This window comes from Devosia sp. Micro-HW1 (assembly GCF_056341075.1).
This window is the reverse complement of record NZ_CP094375.1, coordinates 2,263,300-2,288,318: the sequence shown is the minus strand read 5'-3', so window position 1 is coordinate 2,288,318 and position 25,019 is coordinate 2,263,300. Positions and strand designations below refer to the sequence as shown.

Below are 25,019 nucleotides of genomic sequence, written 5' to 3'. Positions count from 1 at the left end.
AGCAGCAGCTGGCGTGTTCCCAGACAAATGGCAAGGATAAGGCCAATGGACGACATCGCCAGCGCGCTGACCGGTTGTGACCGCGAACCCATCCACATTCCCGGCGCCATCCAGCCCTTCGGGGTGATGCTGATCGTCGATGCGAGGGGCGTCGTGGTTGGTGAGGCGGGGAGCCCGGTCGCGGTTCTGGGCGAGAGCCTCGAGCGGCTGATCGGCAAGCATGCGTCCGAGATCGTGCCGCGCCTGCCGGCGTCGGGGATCATCGTGGTGGGCAATGTGCGCTTCGACGGGGCGGACAAGGATTGTGTCGCCTATCGCAGCGGCGAGCATCTGGTGGTGGAGCTCACTGACAAGACCGGCACGCAAGTGCTCGATGCCGCCGTCCTGGCCGAAATTGAATCGCTGGGCGGGCGGCTCGAACAGGCCGGCACGCTGGCCGATCTCAGCACCCAGGCCGCCAAGGTATTCCAGGAGCTGACCGGCTATAGCCGCGTCATGATCTATCGCTTTGTCGATGGCGATGCCGGCGTGGTGCTGGGCGAGGCGATTTCGGACCAATCCAGCAGCTTTCTCAACCACCATTTTCCGGCCACCGACATTCCCAAGCAGGCGCGGGCGCTCTATGTGCGCAACAAGGTGCGGGTGATTGCCGACGTGCATTATACGCCGGCCGCGGTGCGCAGCGCCTCGAGCGGTCTCAGCCAGATCGACATGAGCGATTCCACGCTGCGCAGCGTCTCGCCCGTGCATCTGCAATACCTCAAGAATATGGGCGTGGCCGCCTCGGCCTCAATGTCCATCGTCAATGACAACATGCTCTGGGGGCTGATCGCCTGCCATCATCATGAGCCAAGGCCGCTGTCGCTGACGACGCGGCTGGCCTGCCAGACCGTGGCCTCGGCGCTGGCACGGCAGGTCAAGGCGCGCGATGACCGGCAGCTCTTCCGCGAACGGATCCGCCTGCGCGGGCAGGAGGATGTGGTGGTGGGGCGGCTGGGCTCGGATGAGCGGCTGGCGGATTTCTTTGCCAATTCGGGCAAGGAACTGGCCAACCTGCTGCAGGCCGATGGCTTTGCCGCGGTGCAGGGCAGGGACCTGTTCTGCATCGGCAAGTGTCCGGCGGAAGCGGACGTCCGCGCAGTGGCCGAGTTCGTGCGCGAGCCGGGCGCCATCAAGCCTATCGTATCAAGCAGCCTCGGTACGATCATGCCGGAAGCGAAGGTCTTTGCCGACGTGGCCAGCGGTGTCCTGGCCGTGACCATGTCGACCGAGGTGCCGACCATTCTCATGTGGTTCCGGGCCGAGCAGTTACAGGTGGTCAAATGGGCCGGCAATCCGCACAAGGACGTGCCCAACGATCCGCAGGCACAATTGCAGCCGCGGACCTCGTTCGAGGCCTGGTCGGAAAGCGTCAAGGGACGCTCCAGTGAATGGACCCATGCCGAGGTGGAATCGGCGCAGCGCATCGTCAAGCTGATGCTGGAGGCGCGCAACAACCGGCGCATGCGCCAGCTCAACCGGGAACTGACGACGAGCCTCAGAGAAAACCAGATCCTGGTCGAGCAGAAGGACTACCTGCTCAAGGAGGTCAACCACCGGGTGCAGAACAGCCTGTCGCTGGTGGCGGCCTTCCTCAGGATGCAGGCCCGCACTGCCGGTCCCGAGGCGCAGGAGCAACTGGCAGCGGCAGAGCAGCGGCTGATGGCCGTGGGCCTCGTGCATCGCCGGCTCTACCAGGATGACAGCGTCCGGGTGGTGGACTTGTCGCGCTATCTCAGCGAGCTGGTCGCCGAATTGCGCACCAGCATGGACGCGGACTGGGACGAGAACCTGGTGACCGACCTGGCGCCGGTATTGATCAGCACCGACCGGGCGGTGCGGGTTGGCCTGATCGTGAACGAGCTCATCGTCAATGCCTCCAAATATGCCTATGGCGGACAGCCGGGGCCGCTGCATGTGCGGCTCGACCAGTTCCGCGACAGCATGCGCCTCGTGGTCTCGGATCGGGGCGGGGGGGCAGCGGGAGAGACCCAGGGCACCGGCTTCGGCTCGCGGATGCTGGCTTCCCTGGTGCAGACACTGGGCGGGACGCTGGAGCAGGAGGATAACGTCCCTGGCCTCAAGGTGTCGCTGAAGGCGCCGATCATGGCGGCCAGCGATCTGGGACGGGGGGATTAGCCAGCGAGCGCTGCTGGAATAGAGCGGGGCCGGATGGAATGCCATCCGGCCCCGCTTCATTATGGCATTGCCTTGTGGGCCCGCCTCACCGGTAGAGCATGCCCGGTAGCCAGGTGATGAGCTGCGGGAACATGAACAGGAGGATGATGGCGATGAGCTGCAGGATCACGAAGGGCACGGCGCCCCGGTAGATCATGCCGGTCGACACGGCCGCACTGGCGACGCCACGCAGGTAGAACAGCGCGAAGCCGAAGGGCGGGGTCAGGAAGCTGGTCTGCAGGTTCACGCCCACCATGACACCGAGCCAGATCGGATCGACATCGAGCGCCAGAAGCACGGGGGCCGTGATCGGGATGACGATGAAGATGATCTCGAATGTGTCGAGGATGAAGCCCAGCAGGAACATGATCAGCATGACGATGATCATGGCGCCGATGGCCCCGCCCGGCATGGAGGACAGGAATTCGTGCACCAGGTTGTCGCCGCCCATCATGCGGAAGACGATGGAGAATACCGCTGCGCCGAACAGGATGATGAAGACCATCGAGGTGATGGTGGCAGTGGAGATGACAGCCTGCCGGAGAATGCCGAAATCGAGGCGACGCCGCAGCACGGCCAGGATCATGGCGCCGACCGAACCCACCGAGGCGGCTTCCGTCGGGGTGGCAATGCCGCCCAGGATCGAGCCGAGGACGGCCAGGATGAGCAGCAGCGGCGGGATCAGCGCGGTGACCACCTCGCGCAGCAGATGCTGCTTTTCATTTTCCGGAACCGGAGTGGCCGGGCAGGATGCCGGGTCGCGCCAGGCCTTGAAGATGATGAAGAGCGCATAGAGCCCCACCAGCAGCAGGCCGGGAATGATGGCGCCGGCAAACAGCGCGCCGACCGAGACCGGCTCGGGCGCGAAATTGCCCTTTTCCATCTGCACCTGAGCATTGATGCCGGCCAGCATGTCGCCCATGAAGATGAGCACGGTCGAGGGCGGGATGATCTGGCCCAGCGTGCCCGAGGCGGCGATGACGCCGGTGGCGAGCTTGGGATCATAACCGGCGCGCAGCATGGCGGGCAGGGAGATGAGGCCCATGGTGACCACGGTGGCACCGACAACGCCGGTGGATGCGGCAAGCAGGGCGCCCACCACGACCACCGAGAGGGCAAGGCCCCCGCGCAGATTGCCGAAGAGCTTGCCCATGGTGAGCAGGAGCTGTTCGGCAATGCCGGAGCGCTCGAGGATGACACCCATGAAGATGAAGAGCGGCACGGCGACCAGCACTTCATTGGTCATCAGGCCGATATAGCGGCCGGCCAGCGAGCCGTAATTGGACGGGTCGTAGACGCCCAGCCACCAGCCCACGAGGCCGAAGATCAGGGCCGTGCCGGCCAGCGAAAAGGCCACCGGAAAGCCCAGCATGAGCACGCCGATGACGCCGAAGAACATGAGGGCGGAGAGAATCTCGCCAAGAAGTACGGGATCCATCAGGCGATCTCTCCGGTCGGGTGTTCGGTCTCGGGCTGGCGCTCATAGCGCAGATGCGGGGGCAGGAGGTCCTCCTTGCCTGCCAGCACCAGGATGGAGCGGGCGGCCATGGCGATGCCCTGCAGGCCCACGAGAACGGCGAAAACCAGAATGAAGGTCTTGAGGATGAACAGGCCCGGCATGCCACCGATATTGGCCGAGCCTTCGTAATAGCCCCAGGATCGCGCGACGGCGGGGAAGGCGTAGGTCCACACGACGTAGATGAAGGGCAGGAGAAAGAGGCAGACGCCGATCAGATCGGCCGTGGCCTTCCAGCGCACCGAGGCGGGGCGGTAGAACACGTCGACACGCACATGGTCATTGCGCATCAGCGCAAAGCCGGCGACTCCGGTAAACATGGCCCCGCCGAGCCAGACATAGAGGTCCTGCATCCACAGGGTCGAGGTGCTGAAAGCGTAGCGCTGCACCACGACGGCAAAGCAGACCAGCACGCAGCCCAGTGCGAGCCAGGCCAGGATCTGGCCAACCAGCCAGTTCAGACCGCTGATCATCCGGACCAGCACGGCAAGCGCTTGCATGATAGAGCGCCTCCCCTTTTCCCAACGACATAGTGGCGCTTTTGCGCGCCTTATCCTGTCGTCGATTGAGCATTATCCGCCCGGTGGGTCAACGGATTACTGGGCGTTTTCGGCCGTTGCAGCCCCCGGGCCTGGTGACTTATCAGACGAAAGTGGTATGCAGCCACCCAATCGCAGTGCTTGGGGAGGTTGGCATGTTCGTGGTGGGTGGCGAGAGCCTGATTGATCTGGTGCCGGTTTCCAACGCACCGGGCGCCGAACGCGTCGCCCTGGCGGGCGGATCGCCCTTCAACTGCGCCATTGCCCTGAGCAAGCTGGGCAACGAGACGGGCTTTCTGTGCCCGATCAGCCAGGACCAGTACGGCGACCTGCTGCTCAAGCCGCTGAACGAGGCCGGGGTCGAGGTACTGCTTGGGGAGCGTGTGCCCGAGCCCACGACCAAGGCCATTGTCAGCTTCAACGACAAGATGCAGGCCAGCTACGTCTTCGAGCGCCATGCCGACCGGGCCTTTACCCGCGAAGGTCTGCTGGCGGCACTGCCGGAGATGCTCGAGCTCTACCAGATTGGCGGCTTTGCGCCGATCCTCGCCGAAGACGCCGAAAAATGGATGGCCGTGGTCAAGGCCGCCATCGGCCGGGGCGCTACCATTTCCATCGACATCAATGTGCGCGACAAGCTGGTGGACGATGAAGCGGGCTATCGCCGGCGGCTCGCCGACTTCCTCGACCTGGCCCATATCATCAAGCTCTCGGAAGAGGACCATGAGTGGCTGGAGCCGGGCATGAGCATTGACGAGCACGCCAAAAGCCTGCTCGGCCTGCCCAATTGCGAACTGGTCGTGGTGACTTTGGGCGAGCATGGCAGCCGCGCCTATTCCAACGTGGCCAGCGCCGAGGCGGGCATTTTTGCGCCACCGGTCTTCGGCGACACGGTGGGCGCCGGCGACAGCCTGATGGCGGGCATCCTGACCTGGCTCCACGAGACGGGCGCCCTCAAGTTTGGCGTGCTCGGTACGCTCGACAAAGCGGCGCTGGAGACGACGCTGCGCTTTGGCGCTGTCGTGGCCGGAATCAATTGTGGCCGCAAGGGATGCCAGCCGCCTAGCCGCGCCGAAGTGGACGCGGTTCTGGGCGCAGCTGCCTGACAGAAGCGTTAGTTGCCAATATCTTGCGCCTCTGCTCTGATCCGGGCGGGTTCAGGCGGGGCGGGGCATGCAAAAGAGCTGGTGGGCATTATTGGCCATGGCGCTGGTCGGCACGGCGGCCGCGGCCTATTTCCTCAGGCCGGTGACGGGCCCTGAACGCGACCTGACGCTGGCCGGCGACGCAGCGCGCGGCGCCTATGTGATGCGGCTTGGCGGCTGCGTGGCCTGCCATACCGATGCGGCGTCGGGCGGGCCGGAACTGGCCGGGGGCGTCGGCCTCGTGACTGCATTCGGCACCTTTGTGCCGCCCAATATTACCTCCGATCCGCAGGCCGGCATCGGCCGGTGGACCCTGGCGCAGTTTTCAGAGGCGATGAGCAATGGCATGGGGCCGGAGGGGCACCTCTACCCGGCCTTCCCCTACGAGAACTACACGTTGATGAGCGACCAGGAGGTCGCCGACCTCTACGCGGCCCTCATGGCGACAGAGCCGGTGGCGACGCCGGCGGCAGAAAGCCAGATCCCGTTCCCGTTCAATATCCGCCTCGCCATGGCCGGCTGGCAGAACCTGTTCTTTTCCCCTGATCGCTTCGAGCCGGCGGCAGGACAGGACGAGATCTACAATCGCGGCAAGTACCTGGCCTATGGCCCCGCCCATTGCGTGGCCTGCCATACGCCGCGCAATGCCCTGGGAGCCCTCGACTGGGACAGGGCGCTGTCCGGTTCTCCCGGCGGTACCGGGGGGCGCGCGCCCGACATCACGGCGGCGGCGCTGGCGGATAAAGGCTATGACGTGCCGACGCTGGTCCAGACCCTCAAGGACGGGTTCACGCCGGGCTTTGACGTTCTGGGCAGCACCATGGCCGAGGTCATCACCGACTCGACCTCGCACTGGACCGACGCGGATCTGACGGCGCTGGCGACCTATCTGCTGACGGAGTGAGGTCTATTCGGACAGCAGGTCCGGCGTGATGTCGCGGGCGGCGTGGAGGATGCGGACGATTTCGACCTGACCGGAGATCACGCGGTACACGATCGTCACGTTGGACACTGGCAATATCCGTATGCCATGACCAAGGTTGGGGCGCTCGGGGCCGAGTTCGGGATAGTCTGCCAGTTTGTCTATCGCCACATCCAGTCGATCGGTGGCGGTGTCAGCCGCCGACATGTTGTCAGCGGCAATTCGCAACCAAATCTCCAGGGCGTCGGAAAGCGCCCTGGGAAGCCGCGTGACCTTATGCGGCATTTGATTTCTTGCGTTCGGCCAACAGGCGACGGCCTTCGGCCTTGATATAGTCCGCGCCTTCCCATGGCTCGGGCTCCCCGCTGTCGAGCCCTTCCTGGATTGCCTTTTTCAGTTCGTTGAGCTTCCAGGCGCGGAGGGCTTCGCGCTCTTCCATGAGCCGCAGGCCGTCGCGGAGGACTTCGCTGACGCTGGCATAGCGGCCGGAGGCCACGAGGTCCTTGGCGAAGGCTTCATAGTGGTCGCCGATGGAATAGCTGGAAGGCATGGTCGGGCTCCGATCTCAATATCATTTAATGATAGGATCGGAGCATCGCCCCTTCAAGCCCCGGCGCGAATGGCGAGGGCTTCGCCCAGGGTCATCTCGGTATGGTGTTCCCAATCCCCGCTCGGATCGGGGAAGTCGGTGCGGAAATGGCCGCCCCGGCTTTCGGTGCGCCTGAGCGCGGCAGCGGCGACCAGGGTGGCCGAAGTGGTCATGTTGAGATAGGCGGTAGTGACCTGCTCTGCGGTCGCTTCAAGGTGGGCGATGCGCCTCAGGGCCTGGCGCAGGCCGTGGGCGTCGCGCTCGACCCCGACGAGGTCGGTCATGATGCGCCGCAGATCCTGGACGGCGACGGTGTTGCGCAACACGGTCTCGGCCTTGTTGCCCTCTTCCTCATCCCATTCGATGCCCCGGAATGGGGAGAGATCGCGCTGCGCTTCGAGCCCGCCAATGTCTTCGGCAATGCGGGCGCCATAGACAACGGCTTCGAGCAGGGAGTTGGAGGCGAGGCGATTGGCGCCGTGAAGCCCGGTGCAGGAGGCCTCGCCGCAGACCCAGAGGCCGGGAAGGGACGAGCGGCCGCGTTCATCCACCTTGACCCCACCCATGTGGAAATGGGCGGCCGGGGTGACCGGGATCATGTTCGCGACCGGGTCGATGCCGGCATCGTGGCAGTATTTCGAAACCGTGGGGAAGCGGGTGAGAATGGTCTCGCCCAGGGCCGCGCGGGTATCGAGGAAGACCCGCCGGCCGGACTGGATCTGACGAAAATTGGCGCGGGCGACCACATCACGCGGCGCCAGTTCGGCATCGGGGTGGATTGCCGGCATGAAGCGCTCGCCCAGGTCATTGACCAGAATGGCCCCCTCGCCGCGCAGGGCCTCGGTGGCGAGCGGGGCCGGATCGGCATGGGTCAGAATGGCCGTGGGATGAAACTGCACGAATTCGGGATCGGCGATGATGGCGCCGGCTCGGGCCGCCATGCCCATGGCGTGGCCGCGCACGCCCGGCGGATTGGTGGTGACGGCATAGAGGCCGCCAAGTCCCCCTGCGGCCAGCACGGTGGCGCGGGCGCGGATGAAAACGGGCTCGGAATAGCGGTCGCCGAGCTTGCGGCCATAGATGCCGACAATGCGGCCATTGTCGCGCGCCAGGCTCAGGGCGGTAATGCCTTCGACCACGCGGATGGACGGAGTTTTCCGCACCTGGGCGATAATGGCCTGCATGATGGCCCAGCCGGCGCGGTCGCCCTCGACCTTGACGATGCGATTGGCCGAATGGGCGGCCTCGCGCCCCAGTTCGAAATTGCCGAAATCGTCGCGGTCAAACGGCGTGCCCCAGCGCGCGAGGTCCTCGATGCGGGCGACGGCTTCCGAGGTGACGCTTTCGGCAATGCCGTGATCGACAATGCCGGCCCCGGCCATTTCGGTGTCAATCGCATGGGCGTGGGACGAGTCGCCTGCGCCGATGGCTGCCGCGACCCCACCCTGGGCCCAGGCCGACGAGGCCCCGGTGCCGAGCGGTTTTGGCGACAGGACGGTGACGGGGCGCGGCGCGAGTTTCAACGCGGTGAAGAGGCCGGCGAGACCGGCACCGACGATGAGGGCGCCATCGGCGTTGAGCGTGTTGTCGAAAGTGGTCACAGGTTCCTCCCTGAGATGGGAGGGGCTTAGCTTGTGCCGACAGTGGGGGCAAGCGGAGCTTCACACCCACCGTGCCACCCTCGGGCCTGATCCGAGGACCTTTCGTCATCCGGTGGATGCTTTGAGTGGTCCTCGGGTCAAGCCCGAGGATGGTATTGTGGTTGGGGTGATACCCCCACCCGGCCTCCCCCTGAAGAAGGGGGAGGGGAAGAAAGGTCAGGCGCTGTATGCCTTGACGTTCTGGCGCTGCTCGCCGAGGCCTTCGATACCCAGATGCATGACATTGCCGGGCTTGAGCCAGACCGGTTCGGGCTTGATGCCCATGCCGACGCCGGGCGGGGTGCCCGTGGTGATGACGTCGCCGGGCTGCAGGCTCATGAACTGGCTGACATAGGAGACGATCTTGGCGACGCCGAAGATCATCGTTTTGGTCGAGCCGTTCTGGTAGCGATGCCCATCGACTTCGAGCCACATGGCGAGGTTCTGGGGATCGGCCACTTCGTCCCTGGTGACCAGCCAGGGGCCGATGGGGCCAAAAGTGTCGGCGCCCTTGCCCTTGTCCCAGGTGCCGCCGCGCTCGGTCTGGAAGTGGCGCTCGGAGATGTCGTTGCAGACGCAATAGCCGGCCACGTGGTCCATGGCGTCGGCTTCCTCGACATAGCGGGCTTCCTTGCCGATGACGACGGCCAGCTCGACTTCCCAGTCGGGCTTGATGGCGTTCTTGGGGATGATGACATCGTCATTGGGGCCAATGATGGCACTGGTGGCCTTCATGAAGATGATCGGCTCTTCCGGAATCTTGGCGCCGGTTTCGGCCGCGTGGTCGGCATAGTTGAGGCCGATGCAGATGAATTTGCCCACATTGGCTACGCAGGGGCCGATGCGCTCGGAAGCCGAAAGGGTCGGCAGGGCGTTGACGTCCGTGGCGGCGATCCTGGCGAGCCCCTCGGGCAGAAGAGTGGCGCCGCCGATATCGGAGACGACGCCCGAGAGGTCGCGGATCGAGCCGTCAGCGGCAAGGATGGCGGGCTTTTCGGCGCCCCTGGCGCCGACGCGAAGCAGTTTCATGGCGGGTCTCCTCCTGGTGGGATGAACGCGAGCATTGAGCCCGTCGTCACCCCCACCTAGCTTCGCTAAGGCCTTCGGCCTAGCTGCGCTACCTCCCCCTTCAAGGGGGAGGTGTGGGGGCGGTGTTTGTCAAAGTTTCCGGGGCCTCTCTAAGGCTAACATGTTAGCTTGTCGAGGCCGGTTTGCGGCAAAGCGTCAGCCCCTGGGGCGGATCACGCCTTTCTTGAGGATGATATTGCCATAAAGGCGCGCCTCGCCGGTCTGCACGACGGCGGCGGCCTTGCGGGCACGGTCGTAGAAGGCGAAGCGCTCGATGGTGGAAAAGCCCTGGCCGGGCTCGTGGCGGGCCAGCAAAGCCTTGAACTCACCAAAGATCGGCGGCTCGGCACTGGGGTCGCCGACCACGGCCATGCTGATGGCGGCCTCGTCGACAAAATCATCGAGCGGCATGACGGTGAGGATCGCGTCCACGATATCAGTGGCCGAAATGCCATCGGCGCGGATCACCAGTGGTCCCAGGAACTCGGCCGGAAAGTTGGCATCGGCAATGACGATCTCGTCGCCATGGCCCATGGCGCGCAGCGTTGAGAGCAGTTCGGGGCCGAGCAGCGGCGGAATGTTTTTCAGCATTTCTTGTCTCTTGGGTCAGCCGAAGGGGAAGTCATTGTCTTCGGCAGTGAATTCTTTTCCGTCGGCGAAGAGCGAGGGATGCTCCCCGGCAAAGGCGAAGAGCTCGATCATCACGGCGTCGATATGGGCGCGGATGGCGCGGGCGGCCTGGGCCTGATCCTGCGCCAGGATGCCGTCGAAAATGGCCTGATGCTCGGCAATGGTATCGGCGAGGCGGCGCGGGGTGATGATGAGGCGCCGGGCGCGGTCGAGATTGGCACGGGCCTTGTCGATGATCGCCTTGACCTTGGTCAGCCGCATGGAGCGGAAGATGATGTCGTGGAAGTCGACGTCGATCTGGTGGAAGGCTTCCGCATCATCGCGAGAGGCGGCCTCGCGCTGGGCCGCCATATTGGCATGGAGCGCGTCGATCACCTCGGCATCGCTTTTGCCGATCAGCACGCGCAGAGCCTCGCTTTCAAGGCCCTTGCGGATCAGCATGTATTCGCGCACGTCGGCAATTCTGACCAGCGAGACGGTGGAGCCGCGCTGCGGGGCAATGTCGACAAGGCCCTCATCGGCAAGGCGCGCCAGCGCTTCGCTGACCGGGAAGCGGGAGACGCCCAATTGAGCGCAGATGGCGGATTTGTCGAGGGCGGTTCCGGGCGGCAAAGCCAGCGTAACGATGCCATGGCGCAGCGCATTGGTGACGTCGACCGTGACCGTGCCGCGCGAGAAATCGCCCGAGGACCCAAGAAATTCATAGGGACTGGCTTCCGTTTTCATGCTAACATGTTAGTTAGTGTGGCGTTGAATGACAATGCCGGTCCTCCCGTTTGCGGCGGCAATCTGGCGAGAAAAGCCGGCGACGTAAAGCGCTTGAGATTTCTCCAAAGGCCCAAATTCATGAACGAACATGTCATCCAGCCGCAGGGCAAGACGCTCGTGCTCAATGCCGCCGACAATATCGGCGTGGCGCTGGCCAATCTCGAGGTTGGCACCGAAACGGCGCAGGGCGTGACCATTGTCCGCCGCGTGCCGCGGGGTCACAAATTTGCCACGCGCCCCATTGCCGCCGGTGAAGCGGTGATGAAATTCGGCCAGATCATCGGCTTTGCCAAGGAGGGGATTCCCGCCGGTGACTGGATCCATGAGCACAATTGCGGCATGGGCGGCGCGGATGGTTCGCTGACCCATGATTATGCCTTTGCCGAGGGCGCAGTGCCGGTCGAGATGCTGGCCGCGAGCCAGCGTGCAACCTTCGAAGGCTATGTGCGGCCCAATGGCGATGTGGGCACGCGCAATTATGTGGGCATTCTCACCTCGGTGAACTGTTCGGCGACGGTCGCCAAGTTCATGGCGGAAGCCATCAACAAGTCCGGCGTGCTCGACGACTATCCCGAGATCGATGGCGTCATTCCGTTCGTGCATGGCACGGGCTGCGCCATGGACCTCTCGGGCGAGGGCTACCAGATCTTCCGGCGCACGCAGTGGGGCTATACGTCCAATCCCAACCTGGGCGCGGCCCTGCTGGTGGGCCTTGGTTGCGAGGCCTTCCAGATCGACAAGATGAAGGAAGCCTATAACCTCAAGGAAACCGACACGTTCCAGACCATGACGATCCAGGAGATCGGCGGGACGCGGAAAATGATCGACTGGGGCGTGGAGAAGATCAAGGACATGCTGCCCATCGCGGCCAAGGCGCGACGCGAGACCGTGGATGCCAGCCACCTGACGCTGGCGCTGCAATGCGGCGGCTCGGACGGCTATTCGGGCATTACCGCCAATCCGGCCCTCGGCGTTGCGGCGGACATCCTGGTGCAGAATGGCGGCACGGCCATCCTCTCGGAAACGCCAGAAATTTACGGTGCCGAGCACCTGCTCACCCGTCGCGCCGTCAACCGTGACGTGGGCGAAAAGCTCATTGCGCGGATCAAGTGGTGGGAAGACTATACGGGGCGCAATGGTGGCGAGATGAACAACAATCCTTCGCCCGGCAACAAGCTCGGCGGTCTCACCACCATTCTGGAAAAATCGCTGGGCGCGGCGGCCAAGGGCGGCACGACGCCGCTGACGGCGGTCTATGAATATGCCGAAAAGGTCACCGAAAAGGGCTTTGTGTTCATGGACACGCCGGGCTTCGATCCGGTTTCGGCAACGGGCCAGGTGGCGGGTGGCGCCAACATTCTCGCCTTCACCACCGGTCGCGGCTCGGCCTATGGCTGCAAGCCGGTGCCGTCCATCAAGCTGGCGACGAACTCGGACATGTATGCCCGCATGACCGAGGACATGGACATCAATTGCGGTGACATCGTCGAGGGCGTGAGCATCGAGGCCAAGGGGCGGGAGATTTTTGACCTGATGCTCAAAGTGGCGTCGGGCGAGGAGACCAAGTCGGAAGCGCTGGGCTATGGGGATAATGAGTTTGTGCCGTGGCAGGTCGGGGCGGTGATGTGAGGGGTGGGTAGCCCCACCTAGGTGTCGAAGCTATGAAGGTTGTTCATTCGGAGAAGGACTGAGAAGCTGGGGTTGCGAAACCAATCCATCTGTCTCGGAGCTCCCCGAATGAACGTGCACAAGAATGCGCGCCTGACGCCCTCAGGTCGAGTGCTTTTGGTCAACCGTATGCAAGCAGGCTGGCCAGCCAAACGTGCCGCCGAGGCCGCCGGTGTGTCGTCTCGAACGGCGCATCGCTGGCTGGCGCGGTATCGTTCTGGCGACCGGCAGTTGCGTGACCGCAGCTCGGCTCCCCGTTATTGTCCGCATCGCCTGGCTCAGGAGCATGTTGCCGCGATCGCACAGCTGCGCCACCAGCGTCAAACCGGTCCAATGATCGCCCAGGCCCTGGGGCTGGCCCGCTCAACGGTGGGGCTGGTTCTGCGTCGGCTTGGACTGAACCGCCTGGACCGGCTGGACCCCAAGCCAGTGGCCGTCCGCTACGAACGCGAGCGTCCCGGCGAGTTGGTGCATATTGATATCAAGACCCTGGGACGCTTCAAACGCACGGGGCACCGCATCACGGGCGCGCGGATCGAGCACAACAGGGGGCGAGGCATTGGCTGGGAACATCTGCATGTGGCAATCGATGATGCGAGCCGGCTGGCCTATACCGAGGTGCTGCCCAGCCTGGGCAAGGAGGACGCCACCGCCTTTCTCAACCGGGCTGTGCGCTGGTTCGAGCGGCTCGGCGTGACCGTCGAGCGCATCATGACCGACAATGGCTCGGCCTATAGCTCAAAGCTCTTTGCCAACGCCATCCAGGCTGCCGGCATCCGCCATATCCGCACCCGACCCTACCGTCCCCAAACCAATGGCAAGGCCGAGCGCTTCATCCAGACTTCTCTGAGGGAGTGGGCCTATGCACAGCCATACGAGACCTCAGAACATCGCAAACAGGCCATCGGCCCTTGGACCGACGACTACAATCTGAACAGACCTCACTCCGCCATCGGCGGAAAAACTCCGTTCCAAAGACTGAACAACCTACTTGGAAACGACACCTAACCTCCCCCTGAAGAAGGGGGAGGGACCGATCGTGTTTGCCTCGATCTCTTCCCCATCGCCACCACCCGGCTTCGGGCAGAGCGCGGGCGGCTCGGTTCCTGCGCCTCCCTCCCCTTGAGGGGGAGGGATTGAGGGTGGGGTGGAGCCACAGGCATCGCGCTCAGACGTCACCCCACCCAGCGTCGCTATGGCCTGACGGCCAAGCTTTGCTACCCTCCCCCTCGAGGGGAGGGAGGTGATGGAGCCGAGAGACCTGTGTCAGGTAAATCTTACCTTCCCAATGTGCGGCAGGTTGCGGTTGCGCTGGGCGTAGTCGATGCCATAGCCGACGACGAATTCGTCGGGGATGTCAAAGCCGATCCAGCGGGCCGGGACTTCGGCTTCGCGGCGGCTGGGCTTGTTCAAGAGGGCGCAGACTTCCATGCGGCGGGGGTGGCGGGTCTCGAGGATTTCGAGCACGTGTTTGAGCGTATGGCCGGTGTCGATGATGTCTTCGACTACAAGCACGTCGCGGCCATGGATCTCGCCGCGCAGGTCCTTGAGGATGCGTACTTCGCGTGAGGATTCCATCCCGTCGCCATATGAGGAGGCTTCGAGGAAGTCGACTTCGACCGGCAGGTCGATCTCGCGCACGAGGTCGGCGATGAAGATGAAGGAGCCGCGGAGCAGGCCGACGACGACGAGCTTGTCGGTGTCCTTGAACGTCTCGGTGATCTCGGCGGCCAGCGCTTCGACGCGGGCGGCGATGGCCTTGGCGGAGATGAGCTGGTCGACGACATAGGGGGCTTGGGGCATGGGAAAATCCGGGTCACGGAGACGGAAATGCTAGCAGACCGCCAAGGCCAGCGGTAGCGACTGAAAACTCACCGCAGGCCGCAACACACCAGGTGTCATCCCGGCGAAGGCCGGGATCCATCTTGAGATCTCAGAATGGGCCCCGGCCTTCGCCGGGGTGACATCGTGGCTGAGGTGAGGCGAGTGCCAACCCGCTGCTCACCTCGGCAGATCCGTCTTGCCCATCAGGTCGAAATCGATGGACCTTGCGGCCTGCCGGCCTTCGCGGATGGCCCAGACGACGAGGGACTGGCCGCGGCGCATGTCGCCGGCGGCATAGACCTTGTCGACCGTGGTCTTGTAGCTCATCGTGTCGGCGAAGAGATTGCCGCGCTTGTCATACTGGGCGCCCAGCTCGGTCAGCATGCCATCCTGGACCGGACCGGCAAAGCCGATGGCGAGCAGGACCAGATCGGCCTTGATGACGAATTCGGTGCCCGGAATGGGCTGGCGCTTGCGGTCGACGCGGGCGCATTCGACGCCGGTGACGTGACCCTTGGCATCCGCGATGATCTTCATCGTGCCGGCGGAAAATTCGCGAATGGCGCCTTCGGCCTGGCTGGACGAGGTGCGCATCTTGACGGCCCAGTTGGGCCAGTTGGTCAGCTTGTTCTCCAGCTCGGGCGGCATGGGACGCACGTCGAGCTGGGTAACGGCAATGGCGCCCTGACGGAAAGAGGTGCCGACGCAGTCGGAGGCGGTGTCGCCACCACCCACGACCACGACATGCTTGCCGGCGGCCGAGAGCTGGAATTCGTTCGACACATCCTCGCCGCCGACACGGCGGTTCTGCTGCACGAGGAAGGGCATGGCGAAGTGGACGCCGGCATACTGCTTGCCTTCGACATCGACATCGCGCGGCTTTTCGGCGCCGCCAGCCAGCAGCACTGCATCATGGGCGCGCTGCAGGTCGGAGAGGGGCGTGGTGACGCCGACATTGACGCCATAGTGGAAGGTGACGCCTTCGGCTTCCATCTGGGTGACGCGGAAGTCGATATGGTCCTTTTCCATCTTGAAATCAGGGATGCCATAGCGCATGAGGCCGCCCGCCTTGGGCTCGCGCTCATAGACATGGACGTCATGGCCGGCACGGGCGAGCTGCTGGGCGGCGGCGAGGCCGGCCGGGCCGGAGCCGACCACGGCGACGCGCTTGCCGGTCTTGACTGATGGGACCTGCGGCTTGACCCAGCCGGACTTGATGGCGCGGTCGGCAATGGCCTGTTCGACGGTCTTGATGGCGACCGGCACGTCCTCGAGGTTCAGCGTACAGGCTTCCTCGCAGGGGGCGGGGCAGATGCGGCCGGTGAATTCTGGGAAATTGTTGGTGGAATGGAGGTTGCGCGCAGCCTCTTCCCAATCGCCATTGTAGACGAGGTCATTCCAGTCCGGGATCTGGTTGTGCACCGGGCAGCCGGTATCGCCGTGACAGAACGGGATGCCGCAATCCATGCAGCGCGCGGCCTGATCCACTACCTGCGCCTCGCGCAGCGGAATGGTGAACTCGCCGAAATGGCGGATGCGATCGGAGGCCGGCTCGTAGCGGGGCTCTTCGCGGTCGATTTCGAGAAAGCCGGTAACCTTGCCCATGCTTGTCTCCCCTAAGTCGCGCAATGCGCGGAGTTGATCTCAACTGAGAGAGTGAAGCGCATGCCCCACCCTCTCCCGGCCTCCCCCCTGGAAAAGGGGGAGGTGAAGAAGGAGCCGCTACTCGGCCGGCACGTGTGCGCCTGAGCCGCGCTTCTTTTCCATTTCCTGGATGGCGCGGCGATATTCGAGCGGCATGACCTTGACGAATTTGGGTCGCATCTCGGCCCAGTGTTCGAGGATCTGCTTGGCCTTGGTCGAACCGGTATAGTGCAGGTGGTTCGAGATGAGCTGGTGCAGGCGCTCGTCGTCATGCTTGGTCATGTCGCCGGAAATGTCGACACGGCCATGCCATTCGAGGTCGCCACCGTGATGGTGGAGCTTGCGCATGAGGTCTTCTTCCTCCTGCACAGGCTCGAGATCGACCATGGCGAGGTTGCAGCGCGACCGGAAGGTCTCGTCTTCGTCCAGCACATAGGCGACGCCGCCCGACATGCCGGCAGCAAAGTTGCGGCCGGTCTTGCCGATGACGACGACCAGGCCCCCGGTCATGTATTCGCAGCCATGATCGCCCGTACCCTCGACAACCGCGATGGCGCCGGAATTGCGCACTGCGAAGCGTTCGCCGGCAACGCCGCGGGCATAGAGCTCGCCTGATGTGGCGCCATAGAGAACGGTATTGCCGACAATGATCGAGTTCTCGGGGACAATGGAAATCTTGTCGGAGGGACGCACGACGATGCGGCCACCCGAAAGACCCTTGCCGACATAGTCATTGGCGTCGCCGATCATGTCGATGGAAATGCCCTTGGCGAGGAAGGCGCCAAAAGCCTGGCCGGCCGTGCCGCGCAAGGTGATCGAGATCGTGTCCTCGGGCAGGCCCGCATGGCCATACTTCTTCGCCAGGGCGCCGGAGAGCATTGCGCCGGCCGAGCGGTCGCGGCTGCGGATGGGCAGGTCGATCTGCACGGCCTTGCCCTCTTCGAGCGCCGGGGCTGCCAGTTCGACCAGCTTGCGGTCGAGCACGGCTTCCAGATGATGGTTCTGGGTTTCCGAGTGGAACAGCGTGTCGCCACCGAGCGGCTCGGGCTTGTGGAAGATCCTGGAGAGATCGATGCCTTCGCTCTTCCAGTGGTCTTCGGCGCGGCGCTGGTCGAGCAGGTCGGAGCGGCCGATCAGCTCGTTGAGAGTGGTTGCACCCATCTGGGCAAGCAGGGCCCGCAGCTCTTCGGCGACGAAGAAGAAGTAGTTGATGACATGCTCGGGCGTGCCCTTGAAGCGCTTGCGCAGCACAGGGTCCTGGGTGGCGACGCCAACAGGGCAGGTGTTGAGATGGCACTTGCGCATCATGATGCAGCCGGCCGCGATCAGCGGTGCGGTCGAGAAGCCGAATTCGTCGGCGCCGAGCAGGGCGCCGATGAGGACGTCGCGACCGGTCTTGAGACCGCCATCGACCTGGAGACGGACGCGGCTGCGCAGGCGGTTGAGCACGAGGGTCTGGTGGGTTTCGGCCAGGCCGATTTCCCAGGGCCCGCCGGCATGCTTGAGCGAGGTCAGCGGCGAAGCGCCGGTGCCACCGTCATAGCCGGAAATGGTGATGTGATCGGCGCGCGCCTTGGCGACGCCGGCCGCGACCGTGCCGACGCCAACTTCGGACACCAGCTTGACCGAGATATCGGCCGCTTCATTGACGTTCTTGAGATCGTAAATGAGCTGGGCGAGATCTTCGATCGAATAGATGTCGTGGTGCGGCGGGGGCGAAATCAGGCCCACGCCGGGCGTCGAGTGACGGGTCTTGGCGACGATCCAGTCGACCTTGTGGCCGGGCAGCTGTCCGCCTTCGCCGGGCTTGGCACCCTGCGCGACCTTGATCTGGATCTGGTCGGAATTGACCAGGTATTCGGTGGTGACGCCGAAGCGACCGGAGGCGACCTGCTTGATGGCGCTCCGGAGCGGGTTCTGCGAGCCATCGGCCAGGGGCTTGTAGCGATCGGGCTCCTCGCCGCCTTCGCCGGTGTTCGACTTGCCGCCGATCCGGTTCATGGCAATGGCCAGGGTCGTGTGCGCTTCGCGGCTGATCGAGCCGAAGCTCATGGCACCGGTCACGAAACGACGGACGATCTCGGCCGCGCTTTCGACGTCCTCGATGGCCACGGGGGCGCCGATCGGCTTGATGTCGAAGAGGTGCCGGATGGCGAGATAGCCGTTTTCGCCCGAGTTCACGCGGGCAGCATAGCTGTCATAGCGTTCCTGCGCGGTTTCCGGGCTTTCCTCGGCGGTGCGCACGGCGTGCTGCAGGTCGGCCACCACATCGGGTGACCAGGCATGCTTTTCGCCGCGGATGCGATAGGCATATTCGCCACCGACATCGAGCGCCTTGCGCAGAACGGCGTCGTCACCAAAGGCATCGGCGTGACGACGGACGGTTTCCTCGGCGACTTCGGCCAGGCCGACGCCCTCGATGGAGGTGGCGGTGCCGAAGAAATACTTCTTCACGAAATCGGTGTTGAGGCCGATGGCGTCGAAAATCTGGGCGCCGCAATAGGACTGGTAGGTCGAAATGCCCATCTTGGACATGACCTTGAGGAGGCCCTTACCGACGGACTTGATATAGCGGTAGACCACTTCGTCGGCCGAGACTTCGGGCGGATATTCGCCTTCGGCGTGGAGCGCGGCCAGAGCCTCGAAGGCGAGGTATGGGTTGATCGCCTCGGCGCCATAGCCGGCCAGCATGGCGAAATGGTGCATTTCGCGGGCTTCGCCGGTTTCCACAACGAGACCCGAGGAGGTGCGCAGGCCCTTGCGGATCAGGTGGTGATGGACGGCAGCCGTCGCCAGCAGCGCCGGAATGGCGATGCGGTCAGCCGCGACCAGGCGGTCGGAGAGGATGATGATGTTGTATTCGCCGGCAATGGCGGCTTCGGCCTTTTCGCAGATGGCCTGAATGGCCGATTCCATGCCCGCTGCGCCTCGGTCGGCGGAGAAGGTAATGTCGAGCGTCTTGGTCTTGAACTGGTTGTCGGCCATGTCACCGATGGCGCGGATCTTTTCGAGATCCTCGTTGGTGAGAATGGGCTGGCGCACTTCGAGGCGCTTTTCGCGCGACGAGCCTTCAAGATCGAGAATGTTGGGGCGCGGGCCGATGAACGAGACCAGCGACATGACCGATTCCTCGCGGATCGGGTCGATGGGCGGGTTGGTGACCTGCGCGAAGTTCTGCTTGAAATAGGTGTAGAGGAGCTTGGACTTGTTCGAGAGCGCCGAGATCGGCGTGTCCGTGCCCATCGAGCCCACGGCTTCCTGGCCGGTCGTGGCCATGGGCGCCATCAGGAGCTTGATGTCTTCCTGGGTATAGCCGAAGGCCTGCATGCGGTCGAGCAGCGACTCCGAGGTCGTCGGTGCCTTGGGCTCGGTGGCCGGCAGGTCTTCGAGCACGATCTGGCTGCGGGCCAGCCATTCGGCATAGGGGTTCCTGGTGGCGAGCGCCTTCTTCACTTCCTCGTCGGAAATGATGCGACCCTCTTCGAGATCGATGAGCAGCATACGGCCCGGCTGCAGGCGCCAGCGTTCGACGATGTCTTCGTCGGGGATGTCGAGAACGCCAGACTCCGAGGCGAGCACGACGTGGCCTTCGCGCGTCACGAGGTAACGGGCGGGGCGCAGGCCGTTGCGGTCGAGCGTGGCCACGACATAGCGGCCGTCAGACAGCGACATGGCGGCCGGACCGTCCCATGGCTCCATGAGGGCGGCGTGATATTCGTAGAAGGCGCGGCGCTCTTCATCCATCAGCGGATTGCCGGCCCAGGCTTCGGGGATCAGCATCATCGCCGCATGGGGCAGCGAATAACCGCCGCGCACGAGGAATTCGAGCGCGTTGTCGAAGCAGGCGGTATCGGACTGACCCTCATAGGAGATCGGCCAGATCTTGGTGATGTCGTCGCCGAACTTGGGCGAGGAGACCGAGGCCTGGCGGGCGGCCATCCAGTTGACGTTGCCACGGATGGTGTTGATCTCACCATTGTGGGTGGTCATGCGATAGGGATGGGCCAGCTTCCAGGACGGGAAAGTGTTGGTCGAGAAGCGCTGGTGCACGAGGGCAATGGCGCTTTCGAAGTGTTCGTCGCTGAGGTCCGGGTAGAAGGCGCCCAGCTGATAGGCCAGGAACATGCCCTTATAGACCAGCGTGCGCGCCGACATGGAGACGACATAGAAGCCGTTGTCGCTGTCGCTCTCGGGCACGTCCTTGTAGACGGTGTTGGAAATGACCTTGCGCACGATCAGGAGCTTGCGCTCGAACTGGTCGAGCGTGAGGCCATCGGGGCGGGCAATGACCATCTGCTCGATGATCGGCTGGGTGGCGATGACGCCTTCGGAGAGCTTGGAATTGTCGGTGGGGACAATGCGCTCGCCCAGGAGTTCGAGGCCTTCCTGTTCGAGGCAGCGGCGCACCACGGCCGCGCAGCGGTCCCGCAGGGCCACGATGTTGGGGTAAAAGATCATCGCCACGGCGTAAGCGTGCTTTTCGGGCAGCGCGAAGGGCAGCACCTTGGCGAAGAAGGCATGGGGGGTCTGAACCAGGATGCCGGCGCCATCGCCCATCAGCGGGTCGGCGCCTACGGCACCACGATGTTCGAGGTTCTCGAGGATTTCGAGACCCTTTTCGACCACTTCATGGCTGGGCTTATTCTTGATGTTGGCAATCATGCCGATGCCGCAGGCATCGTGCTCATGCGCGGGATCATAGAGGCCCTGGGCCGCGGGGCGGCCGTCAACGCTGGCGCGATCATCTGCGATGACGCGCTTGCCATCCAGAATCAGGGTTTTGCGATTGGCGTTATCCGTCTGGGCGGGAATTCCGGTCCGTACGTGTGCCATGGCTCAACCTCGTTCTGTTTACGCCCGCAATCGGGGCTCAATGGTTCGTCTTGCGCATCCTTGGTTGCCGGGGGGCCGGCCGGGCGGATGCATATGGTCCTCTTCGGGCGCAGTGCTCAGCCGGGTCGTACTACACAGTACGGCTCGAATGAGCAACTTCACGTCCATGCGTGGGGAGCGGCACTGCATCCAAATGGCCGCTCATAATTCGAGCTGGGGTCGATGTCCTTCTCAGGCACTCTCGACCTATGTTAGCTCCGCCTGTCCGTTTCCGCTATCGACTAGCGGTCCAGCCGGACCAGCGTGCGCGCTGACCGCGGAGAGCGGGGCGACGCGTCAGATAGGACAGCTGTACTGCCCTAACCGCTTCACATTTGCATAATTCAAAACTAGGGGCAAGCGATTTTGCCGCCATTCCGACACAAAAAATAGGAAATGGCGGGAAAAGCGATAGGAAAGTGTAGGAAAGCCGGGCCGGGAATGCATCGGGCGCCCCTCTGGGACGCCCGGGACCGGACCATTACGAGAAAAAGTCCTATTCGAGATGCGATTTGATGAACCAGAGGTCCTTGTCGAGATCGCGTGAGAAGGCCGTGAGGATGTCGGCGCTATCGGCGTCGCCCGCTTCGTCAGTGGTATCGATATCCTCGCGCACCTGATTGGCGAGCTTGCCGAAGCGCTCGGCCAAGGCGGCAAGGTGATCGGGCACCTTCTTGATATCGGTGGGATAGGGCGAAAGCCCGGAAGCCTTGGCGACGACCTGGCTGGTGCCCAGCGGCGTGCCGTCAAGCTGGGCGATGCGCTCGGCAATGACGTCGACATGGCCATCAATGCTGGCACGCATGGGGTCGAGCATTTCGTGCACGGCGATGAAATTGGGACCCTTGAGGTTCCAGTGCGCCTGCTTGGTCATGAGGGCCAGATCGATGCTGTCGGCGAGCCGGGCGTTGAGAACGTCGATCACGGCGGACTTGGCATTGGCCTTGAGATCAATGGCGGGGAGTTTCATCGGAGGAATCCTGATGCTGGTTGAACGTGTGGCCGGGGCCGTGCCGGTTCAACTGGCGGCAACAGGACTTGTTCCGGGATAGCATGAAAAAGGCGCGGTCGGCTGGACCGCGCCTCCGTATAGTCCGGGCCATTCGAGCGTAGCTCTCATGGCCTAGCCATCTGAAATCGCTCCACTGGAGCGATTTTGCGCAAAGCGCCACCGCCACTCAAGCGTAGCTTTCGTGGCCTTCTCGACTCTAGACGCGCCACTGGCGCGTCTAGCCCTTCGGGACGGCTCGGAGCTAGTTAACCGACTTGTCTTCGATGGTGGGCTGGGTGCCGCCATTGATGGAGATGGTGCGGGGCTTCTTGCTTTCGGGCAGCTCGCGCTTCAGTTCCAGGTGCAGGAGACCGTTTTCGAGGGTCGCGCCCTGGACCTCGACATAGTCGGCCAGCTGGAAGCGCAGCTCGAAGGCGCGCTCGGCAATGCCGCGATGGAGGAATTCACGCTTGCTGTTGCCGCCGTCGGCGGGCTTGGCGCCCTTGACCACAAGGTTGTTTTCCTTGGTTTCGATGGCAATGTCGCCATTGGCGAAACCCGCAACGGCAATGGTGATGCGATAGGCATCGTCGCCGGTGCGCTCGATATTGTAGGGCGGGTAGGTCTTGGTTTCCTGGGCGCCCAGCGTGTCGAGACGATTGAACAGCCGGTCAAAGCCGACCGTGGAGCGATAGAAGGGGGAAAAATCGATGGTCTGCATTTCACATTCTCCAATGAGCAACGTGGTTGGTGTCGACCGGTGCTGCGAGGCGTTCCCTGAAATGGCGAACGCGGTGGCGCAGGGCCGGTTGTCCCCGGCTTTCCGGCGGACAATGCTGATGTAGGTGGGCGCGGGTCCGGTTCAAGAGGTGGCGGTGGATGAACGCAATATGAACGGGACGCTCCATCCCGGTTCAGGCGGGAAAGGCTAGACATGACACGTGGACGCGGCCGGAAGCTCCGGTTCGAAGGTCACGCCCCTGACGGCTCCGTCAACCCGCCCCCCGCATGGAGCCGCACAGACAGAAAAGCCAGCGACCAAATCCGGTTGCTGGCTTTTCTTTTCTGGCCGCGCCCGCTTATGGTCTGGGCGAAGCTGTTCGCCGGTCCTTTTCAGGGGCCGGTGCTTGTGCGAGGCCAGGACTTGACCGCCCAGATCGATCCCAATGGACCCAAACTGGTCTCCATTCCCTCCAATCCGGTGCCCGAAGGGGCGCGGGTGGGTTATTTCACCACCTCGGACAAGGTGCGACTGCGCTATGCGCGCTGGCTGCGCTCGGAAGGGCCACAGCGGGGCACGGTCTGTCTCGTGCAGGGGCGCACCGAATATATCGAGAAGTATTTCGAGACCGTGGCCGATTTCCGCCGGCGCGGCTTTGCCGTGGCGACCTTCGACTGGCGCGGCCAGGGCGGATCGGACCGGCTGATCGGGGACCGGACGGTGGGCTATGTCGATCGCTTCGAGGACTACTGGACGGACCTGAGAAGTTTCCACGCCGAGGTGCTGCTGCCCGACTGTCCCGGCCCCTTCTACCTGGTCGGCCATTCCATGGGCGGCATGGTGAGCCTCCTGGCCGCGACGCTCGACCGCATGATGTTCGACCGGGTGTTTCTCAGCGCCCCCATGGTGGGGCTGCATGGGATGGAAGAGACGCTGGGGCGCACCGCCGTGATCGCCGAGACGGCCAGTTTCCTTGGTCTCGGACGACTGCCCCTCAAGCGCAGGGAAGATCGGCGGCCGGACGAAAGCATGTTCCCCAACAATCCGCTGACTTCGGACCTCCTGCGCTACAAGCGCATGGTCGATACGGTGCGCGCCGATGACTGGCTCTATATCGGCTCACCCAGCTTCCGCTGGCTGGCCGCCGCCATGCGGGCCATGCTGTCGACACGCGAGGAGCGCTTTCCGGGCGAGATCCGCATACCCTTGCTGATCCTGGCGGCGGCGCGCGACCAGATTGTCTCGACGCCCGATATCGAGCGGCTGGGTCTCAGGCTGCGCACCGGGCGGCATGTGGTGGTGGCCGGGGCGCGGCATGAAATGTTCATGGAAACCGACCCCGTTCGCGGCCAGGTGCTGGCGGCGTTCGACGCCTTCATTACCCAGCAAAGCAGCTAGCCCGGCCTCAGGAGGCGTTGACGAGATCGAGCGCCTGCTCCAGCAAGTGCGGCGTCGCGGCGGCAACGACATTGCCGCCGCCCGACGGTTCGGACCCGTCCCAGCAGGCAATGGCGCCGCCCGCTTCGCGGATGATCGGCACCAGGGCGGCGATGTCATAGGTATTGAGATAGGGCTCGATTACGAGGTCGGCCTGGCCGGCGGCGAGCAGGGCATAGCCGTAGCAGTCCATGCCGAAGCGTTGCAGGCGCGTCGCGCCTTCCACGGCCAGCCACTTGCTCCAGTATTCGCGCTTGAACAGATTGGGCGTGGTGGTGAAGACCCGGGCCGCCGACAGGTCGGTCTGGCCGCTGCTGCGATTGGCCTGGACGATGTCGCCGCGACGATAGGTCGAGCGACCCGGCACGGCAAGGAATTCCTCGCCGATGAAGGGCTGGCTCATCAGTCCCGCCACCGCCACGCCATCGACGGCAAAGCCGATCAGCGTTCCCCAGACCGGGGCGCCGGAAATGAAGGCGCGGGTGCCATCGACCGGATCGATGATCCAGCTATAGCGGCCCGTGCCGGTCATGCCCCATTCCTCCCCGATAATGGCGTGATCGGGAAAGGCCTCGGCAATGACGGCGCGGATGGCGGTCTCGGCTCCCTTGTCGGCCTCGGTCACCGGGTCGAAGCCGCCCTCGAGCTTGTTGTCGACGTTGAGCGGCGTGCGGAACAGCGGCAGGGTGCGTTCGGACGCGGCCTTGCCAGCAGCGCGCAGGGTGGCTTCGATGCGGCCAAAATCAATCTCGGATGTGCTCATGAGGGGGTTTTTCCGGGGAAGGCTGGGCAAGGCGTTGAATTCTCGCTGGATAGGCGAAGAACACG

Annotated in this window: 19 protein-coding genes and 1 pseudogene; 6 read left to right on the top strand and 14 right to left on the bottom strand. The window is 63.9% G+C overall.

The genetic code is table 11. From position 1 onward, the window contains the following. Positions 1-45 precede the first annotated feature (45 nt). Positions 46-2,178 (top strand): histidine kinase dimerization/phosphoacceptor domain -containing protein, encoded by a 2,133-nt coding sequence (locus tag MQW79_RS10845; RefSeq protein WP_476584497.1) that lies wholly within the window; start codon positions 46-48, stop codon positions 2,176-2,178. A gap of 85 nt (positions 2,179-2,263) precedes the next feature. Here the strand turns inward: MQW79_RS10845 and MQW79_RS10840 are convergent, their stop codons facing one another. Continuing rightward, positions 2,264-3,655 carry a TRAP transporter large permease gene (locus tag MQW79_RS10840; RefSeq protein ID WP_476584496.1) on the bottom strand — a complete coding sequence of 464 codons (1,392 nt, stop codon included), beginning with the start codon at positions 3,653-3,655 and terminating at the stop codon, positions 2,264-2,266. Then, positions 3,655-4,233: a TRAP transporter small permease subunit gene (locus MQW79_RS10835; RefSeq protein WP_476584495.1), complete on the bottom strand. Its 579-nt coding sequence runs from the start codon at positions 4,231-4,233 to the stop codon at positions 3,655-3,657. Before MQW79_RS10835 ends, MQW79_RS10840 begins: the two co-directional genes overlap by 1 nt. Before the next feature lie 194 nt (positions 4,234-4,427). Between MQW79_RS10835 and MQW79_RS10830 the strand changes: the two genes are divergently transcribed. Then, on the top strand, positions 4,428-5,378 hold the full coding sequence (locus MQW79_RS10830) for a carbohydrate kinase family protein (RefSeq protein ID WP_476584494.1): 951 nt from the start codon (positions 4,428-4,430) through the stop codon (positions 5,376-5,378). A gap of 67 nt (positions 5,379-5,445) precedes the next feature. Continuing rightward, positions 5,446-6,321, top strand: coding sequence for a c-type cytochrome (locus tag MQW79_RS10825; protein ID WP_476584493.1), 876 nt, complete (start codon positions 5,446-5,448; stop codon positions 6,319-6,321). A 3-nt stretch (positions 6,322-6,324) separates the two neighbouring features. Here the strand turns inward: MQW79_RS10825 and MQW79_RS10820 are convergent, their stop codons facing one another. The 6 genes from MQW79_RS10820 to MQW79_RS10795 form a co-directional block, all read right to left on the bottom strand. Next, the gene (locus MQW79_RS10820) at positions 6,325-6,624 is read right to left on the bottom strand and encodes a type II toxin-antitoxin system RelE/ParE family toxin (RefSeq protein WP_476584492.1); all 300 of its coding nucleotides are present in this window, start codon (positions 6,622-6,624) and stop codon (positions 6,325-6,327) included. Next, complete coding sequence (locus MQW79_RS10815; RefSeq protein ID WP_476584491.1) at positions 6,614-6,889, bottom strand: type II toxin-antitoxin system ParD family antitoxin; 276 nt, start codon at positions 6,887-6,889, stop codon at positions 6,614-6,616. The genes MQW79_RS10820 and MQW79_RS10815 overlap by 11 nt, the downstream gene beginning before the upstream one ends. 53 nt (positions 6,890-6,942) lie before the next feature. Next, positions 6,943-8,529, bottom strand: coding sequence for an L-aspartate oxidase (locus tag MQW79_RS10810; protein ID WP_476584490.1), 1,587 nt, complete (start codon positions 8,527-8,529; stop codon positions 6,943-6,945). 216 nt (positions 8,530-8,745) lie between these two features. Beyond that, on the bottom strand, positions 8,746-9,597 hold the full coding sequence (locus tag MQW79_RS10805; protein WP_476584489.1) for a fumarylacetoacetate hydrolase family protein: 852 nt from the start codon (positions 9,595-9,597) through the stop codon (positions 8,746-8,748). Between the two features lie 195 nt (positions 9,598-9,792). After that, complete coding sequence (locus MQW79_RS10800; RefSeq protein WP_476584488.1) at positions 9,793-10,227, bottom strand: RbsD/FucU family protein; 435 nt, start codon at positions 10,225-10,227, stop codon at positions 9,793-9,795. A gap of 15 nt (positions 10,228-10,242) precedes the next feature. After that, positions 10,243-10,992, bottom strand: a complete 750-nt coding sequence (locus MQW79_RS10795; protein ID WP_476584487.1) for a GntR family transcriptional regulator — start codon at positions 10,990-10,992, stop codon at positions 10,243-10,245. Between the two features lie 120 nt (positions 10,993-11,112). Here MQW79_RS10795 and MQW79_RS10790 point away from each other — a divergent pair, with 120 nt between their 5' ends. After that, positions 11,113-12,663: a UxaA family hydrolase gene (locus tag MQW79_RS10790; RefSeq protein ID WP_476584486.1), complete on the top strand. Its 1,551-nt coding sequence runs from the start codon at positions 11,113-11,115 to the stop codon at positions 12,661-12,663. Between the two features lie 108 nt (positions 12,664-12,771). Next, a complete protein-coding gene (locus MQW79_RS10785) occupies positions 12,772-13,710 on the top strand; it encodes an IS481 family transposase (protein WP_476584485.1) in 939 nt (312 codons plus the stop codon). 258 nt (positions 13,711-13,968) lie between these two features. Here the strand turns inward: MQW79_RS10785 and hpt are convergent, their stop codons facing one another. From hpt to MQW79_RS10760, 5 genes and pseudogenes are all read right to left on the bottom strand, one after another. Continuing rightward, positions 13,969-14,505, bottom strand: a complete 537-nt coding sequence (gene hpt, locus MQW79_RS10780) for a hypoxanthine phosphoribosyltransferase (protein ID WP_476584484.1) — start codon at positions 14,503-14,505, stop codon at positions 13,969-13,971. Between the two features lie 198 nt (positions 14,506-14,703). Further along, on the bottom strand, positions 14,704-16,131 hold the full coding sequence (locus MQW79_RS10775) for a glutamate synthase subunit beta (protein WP_476584483.1): 1,428 nt from the start codon (positions 16,129-16,131) through the stop codon (positions 14,704-14,706). 117 nt (positions 16,132-16,248) lie between these two features. Continuing rightward, a pseudogene (gene gltB, locus MQW79_RS10770) lies at positions 16,249-20,895 on the bottom strand (glutamate synthase large subunit); the annotation flags it as partial. 643 nt (positions 20,896-21,538) lie between these two features. Next, positions 21,539-22,012, bottom strand: a complete 474-nt coding sequence (gene dps, locus MQW79_RS10765) for a DNA starvation/stationary phase protection protein Dps (protein WP_476584482.1) — start codon at positions 22,010-22,012, stop codon at positions 21,539-21,541. 283 nt (positions 22,013-22,295) lie between these two features. Then, positions 22,296-22,754 (bottom strand): Hsp20 family protein, encoded by a 459-nt coding sequence (locus MQW79_RS10760; protein ID WP_476584481.1) that lies wholly within the window; start codon positions 22,752-22,754, stop codon positions 22,296-22,298. A gap of 423 nt (positions 22,755-23,177) precedes the next feature. Between MQW79_RS10760 and MQW79_RS10755 the strand changes: the two genes are divergently transcribed. Next, positions 23,178-24,152, top strand: coding sequence for an alpha/beta fold hydrolase (locus MQW79_RS10755; protein ID WP_476584480.1), 975 nt, complete (start codon positions 23,178-23,180; stop codon positions 24,150-24,152). 7 nt (positions 24,153-24,159) lie between these two features. Here MQW79_RS10755 and MQW79_RS10750 read toward each other — a convergent pair whose 3' ends face one another. Further along, positions 24,160-24,954, bottom strand: a complete 795-nt coding sequence (locus tag MQW79_RS10750) for an inositol monophosphatase family protein (RefSeq protein WP_476584479.1) — start codon at positions 24,952-24,954, stop codon at positions 24,160-24,162. Between the last annotated feature and the right edge of the window lie 65 nt (positions 24,955-25,019).

Coding starts and splice junctions, on each gene's coding strand:
- MQW79_RS10845 (WP_476584497.1), top strand. CDS start 46: ATGGACGACATCGCCAGCGCGCTGACCGGTTGTGACCGCGAACCCATC.
- MQW79_RS10840 (WP_476584496.1), bottom strand. CDS start 3,655: ATGGATCCCGTACTTCTTGGCGAGATTCTCTCCGCCCTCATGTTCTTC.
- MQW79_RS10835 (WP_476584495.1), bottom strand. CDS start 4,233: ATGCAAGCGCTTGCCGTGCTGGTCCGGATGATCAGCGGTCTGAACTGG.
- MQW79_RS10830 (WP_476584494.1), top strand. CDS start 4,428: ATGTTCGTGGTGGGTGGCGAGAGCCTGATTGATCTGGTGCCGGTTTCC.
- MQW79_RS10825 (WP_476584493.1), top strand. CDS start 5,446: ATGCAAAAGAGCTGGTGGGCATTATTGGCCATGGCGCTGGTCGGCACG.
- MQW79_RS10820 (WP_476584492.1), bottom strand. CDS start 6,624: ATGCCGCATAAGGTCACGCGGCTTCCCAGGGCGCTTTCCGACGCCCTG.
- MQW79_RS10815 (WP_476584491.1), bottom strand. CDS start 6,889: ATGCCTTCCAGCTATTCCATCGGCGACCACTATGAAGCCTTCGCCAAG.
- MQW79_RS10805 (WP_476584489.1), bottom strand. CDS start 9,597: ATGAAACTGCTTCGCGTCGGCGCCAGGGGCGCCGAAAAGCCCGCCATC.
- MQW79_RS10800 (WP_476584488.1), bottom strand. CDS start 10,227: ATGCTGAAAAACATTCCGCCGCTGCTCGGCCCCGAACTGCTCTCAACG.
- MQW79_RS10795 (WP_476584487.1), bottom strand. CDS start 10,992: ATGAAAACGGAAGCCAGTCCCTATGAATTTCTTGGGTCCTCGGGCGAT.
- MQW79_RS10790 (WP_476584486.1), top strand. CDS start 11,113: ATGAACGAACATGTCATCCAGCCGCAGGGCAAGACGCTCGTGCTCAAT.
- MQW79_RS10785 (WP_476584485.1), top strand. CDS start 12,772: ATGAACGTGCACAAGAATGCGCGCCTGACGCCCTCAGGTCGAGTGCTT.
- hpt (WP_476584484.1), bottom strand. CDS start 14,505: ATGCCCCAAGCCCCCTATGTCGTCGACCAGCTCATCTCCGCCAAGGCC.
- MQW79_RS10775 (WP_476584483.1), bottom strand. CDS start 16,131: ATGGGCAAGGTTACCGGCTTTCTCGAAATCGACCGCGAAGAGCCCCGC.
- dps (WP_476584482.1), bottom strand. CDS start 22,012: ATGAAACTCCCCGCCATTGATCTCAAGGCCAATGCCAAGTCCGCCGTG.
- MQW79_RS10760 (WP_476584481.1), bottom strand. CDS start 22,754: ATGCAGACCATCGATTTTTCCCCCTTCTATCGCTCCACGGTCGGCTTT.
- MQW79_RS10750 (WP_476584479.1), bottom strand. CDS start 24,954: ATGAGCACATCCGAGATTGATTTTGGCCGCATCGAAGCCACCCTGCGC.